Raw genomic sequence first — 3300 nt, forward strand, 5'->3', positions numbered from 1 at the left:
GGGCTGCGCAGCAGCCCCTTGGGTTTTCAGGGCTGCTGCGCAGCCCAACGCGGGACAAGCCCGCTCGCCACGACGCTCCTTCATTTCCCAAAGGATTGGGTCCCACCAGCCATGTTGAGGCCAGGACAGGCTTGTACAAAACCGTCGAACCTCACCCTCACCCCACGAATACAAAAAAACGCCCCGAAGGGCGTTTTTTCGTTTTACGCGCGGCTCAGGCGTAGTGCTTGGCCGGGCTGCTTTCCACCAAGTCCAGCGCTGCGTCGTTGTCGGCGCTGATCTTGTGGTACAGGGCAGCGTCGGTCGCCAATACGCTTTCGCGGGCCGGGAAGATTTCCTTGAGCTTGGCGGCCCAGGCACCCTTGGCCTGATCGGGGAAGCAGCGATCGATCAGGTCGAGCATGATCGACACGGTCACCGAAGCGCCCGGCGATGCGCCCAGCAGGGCTGCGAGGCTGCCGTCCTGGGCCGAAACCAGCTCGGTACCAAACTGCAGGATGCCGCCTTTTTTCGGGTCTTTCTTGATGATCTGTACGCGCTGGCCGGCCACTTCCAGGCGCCAGTCTTCAGCCTTGGCTTCAGGGTAGAAGCGGCGTAGCGAATCAAGGCGCTGCTCCATCGACTGCATCACTTCGCTGACCAGGTACTTGGTCAGGTCCATGTTGTCGCGGGCCACCGCCAGCATCGGGCCAATGTTGCCCAGGCGCACCGACAACGGCAGGTCCATGAACGAGCCGTGCTTGAGGAACTTGGTGGTGAAGCCTGCGTACGGCCCGAACAGCAACGACTTCTTGCCATCGACCACGCGGGTATCGAGGTGCGGGACCGACATGGGCGGTGCGCCGACAGCGGCCTGGCTGTAGACCTTGGCCTGGTGCTGCTTGACGATTTCCGGGTTGTCGCAACGCAGCCACTGGCCACTCACCGGGAAGCCGCCGAAGCCCTTGCTCTCGGGGATGCCCGATTGCTGCAGCAGCGGCAGGGCAGCGCCACCGGCGCCGAGGAACACGAAGCGGGCGTCGACTTCGCGGCTGCTGCCGCTGTTGACGTCCTTGATGCTCACTGTCCAGCCACTACCGTTGCGGCGCAGGCCGACGACCTTCTTGCTGTACTTGACCTGCGCATCCGGGCTGTTGCCCAGGTGCTTGAGCAGCTTGTTGGTCAGCGCGCCGAAGTTGACGTCGGTGCCTTTCATCACGCGGGTGGCGGCAATGTGCTGGTCGGCGGGGCGGCCGGGCATCATCAGCGGCATCCAGTCGTTCATCACCGCCTTGTCTTCGGTGTACTCCATCTCGGCAAAGGCGTGATGCTGCTTGAGCAGCTCGAAACGCTTCTTGAGGAAGCTCACGCCCTTGTCACCTTCGACGTAGCTCAGGTGCGGGACCGGGTTGATGAACGCGCGCGGCGACCCGAAGGTGCCCTTTTTGCTCAGGTAAGCCCAGAACTGCCGGGAAACCTCGAACTGGGTGTTGATGTGCACGGCCTTTTTGATGTCGATGCTGCCATCGGCGGCCTGCGGGGTGTAATTGAGCTCGCACAGGCCGGCATGGCCGGTACCGGCGTTGTTCCACGGGTTGGAGCTTTCCGCAGCACCGGAGTCCATCGCTTCGACGACCTCCAGCTTGAGGGCTGGGTCGAGCTCCTTGAGCAGTACGGCCAGGGTGGCACTCATGATGCCCGCGCCTACCAGTACTACATCAACCGATTCGTTCTGCGCCATTTAACGCGTCTCCACAATCTACAGCACCTAATTGACAGCATAGGAAACCGGGGTTGCCCGGATTGCCATGTCCGACTCTTCGCAGTTGTTGCCACTTCCGCGGACACCGCCAATCAGTCTCGGGGGGTTGCACTATTGAACCCCGATTGCCACCCCTGCGGCAATTCGACTTATGGTCAAGTGATCCGTCGTGCGTTATGGACCGGCCTCAGGCTCCCATCCAGCAGGAGTACGTTTGCCGCCTGTTCAGGGCTGTTGCAGACACATCTGTCGCTTTTACACATGCCAGACTGTTCATTTGCTCGCCACACTCTTGTGAAGTAGTGAAAACCGTGTTTTTCACGCTCTTTTGGAGACGTGAACCTCAAAAGGGGATGCGCGATGGCAACCCGCAGGTTCATGCCAAGCAGGCGGCCAGAACAGCAGGCACGACAGCCAATGCAAGACCTGAGTGGAAGGCTCTCTGTGGGCGAAGCGTCGAGGGTGCCGGGGTCAATCGGCGAATGCGGGGCCCGATCAGGAGACGTCCTTATAATCGGGGGGAGATTATAGCGATGTCGCGGGCAGAAAGGTCGTTCTTATTGGTTTTTATTGCAGCGTTTGTCAGGTAGCGAGTATGCGTTGCTGCCAACCACCTCTTGCCGGGGTGCAAGCCCGAGCGCCGTGCATGCGCGCTCTGCGGCGGTTTTTCTTGCAGCTTGCCGCTAACCGCTCGGCGCTGGGTATACTGTGCGCCTTTGCCGCTTTTTCTGGAGAAATGCGCATGTTGCAACGTCTGTTGTTCGGTTTGTTCGCGGTGGCCAGCCTGAGCCTGGCCGGTTGTGCCCACAGCCCGCAACAACTCAGCCCGCAGCCCAAGCTTACCCAGCAGCTGGCGCCGGTCGGCCATGGCCAGGCGGTGGTGGTGCGAGTGGTTGATGGCCGTGCTTCGCAGTCGCTGGGCACCCGCGGTGGCATGTACCCTGAAACCAGCACCATCACGGTCAATGGCAACGATGTCGTGCCCAAGCTGCAGGCCCAGGCCGAAGCTGCGGTACGCCTGCTCGGCTTCACCCCGACGCCGAACGCCGCTGGCGCGCCACAGCTGACGGTCACCCTGGCGGAGCTTAAGTATCAGTCGCCCAAGGACAAAATGTACGTGACCGAGGCAACCATCGGCGCCACCTTCCGCGCTGACGTGTCCAACGCCAACCGCCGTTACAGCGGCCGCTACGGTGCTTCGTTGGACCAGCGTTTCGGCATGGCGCCGAACCAGGAAACCAACACCAAGCTGGTGAGCGACGTGCTCAGCGATGCGCTGACCCGCCTGTTCAAGGACCCGACTGTCGGTCAGGTACTGGGCGAGTAACGTTCGGCTTCAAAAAAAAGCCCGCTGCCTGAGTGTCAGGCAGCGGGCTTTTTTGTGGCCTTCGCGGGCCTCATCGCAGGCTGTCGCCAGCTCCCACGCAGGCCGTGCTCAACCGCAAAATTGCTGGTTGGACCCAATCCTGTGGAAAATGATAGAGAGCCGTGGCGAGCGGGCTTGTCCCGCGTTGGGCTGCGCAGCAGCCCTGAAAACCCCAGGGGCTGCTGCGCAGCCC

2 protein-coding genes are annotated in these 3300 nt (G+C 61.7%); one reads left to right on the top strand and one right to left on the bottom strand.

What is annotated here, in order from left to right; genetic code table 11:
• Nucleotides 1–214: 214 nt before the first annotated feature.
• Nucleotides 215–1720 carry a malate dehydrogenase (quinone) gene (gene mqo / locus HU720_RS23795; protein WP_186523593.1) on the bottom strand — a complete coding sequence of 502 codons (1506 nt, stop codon included), beginning with the start codon at nucleotides 1718–1720 and terminating at the stop codon, nucleotides 215–217.
• 763 nt (nucleotides 1721–2483) lie between these two features.
• Between mqo and HU720_RS23800 the strand changes: the two genes are divergently transcribed.
• Complete coding sequence (locus HU720_RS23800) at nucleotides 2484–3068, top strand: YajG family lipoprotein (RefSeq protein WP_186523594.1); 585 nt, start codon at nucleotides 2484–2486, stop codon at nucleotides 3066–3068.
• The last annotated feature ends 232 nt before the right edge of the window (nucleotides 3069–3300 follow it).

Source organism: Pseudomonas sp. SWRI51, from assembly GCF_014268825.1.
GTDB lineage: Bacteria > Pseudomonadota > Gammaproteobacteria > Pseudomonadales > Pseudomonadaceae > Aquipseudomonas > Aquipseudomonas farsensis.

What these genes read in the sequence shown, in the direction of transcription:
- mqo (WP_186523593.1), bottom strand. Translation starts at nt 1,720, where the DNA reads ATGGCGCAGAACGAATCGGTTGATGTAGTACTGGTAGGCGCGGGCATC.
- HU720_RS23800 (WP_186523594.1), top strand. Translation starts at nt 2,484, where the DNA reads ATGTTGCAACGTCTGTTGTTCGGTTTGTTCGCGGTGGCCAGCCTGAGC.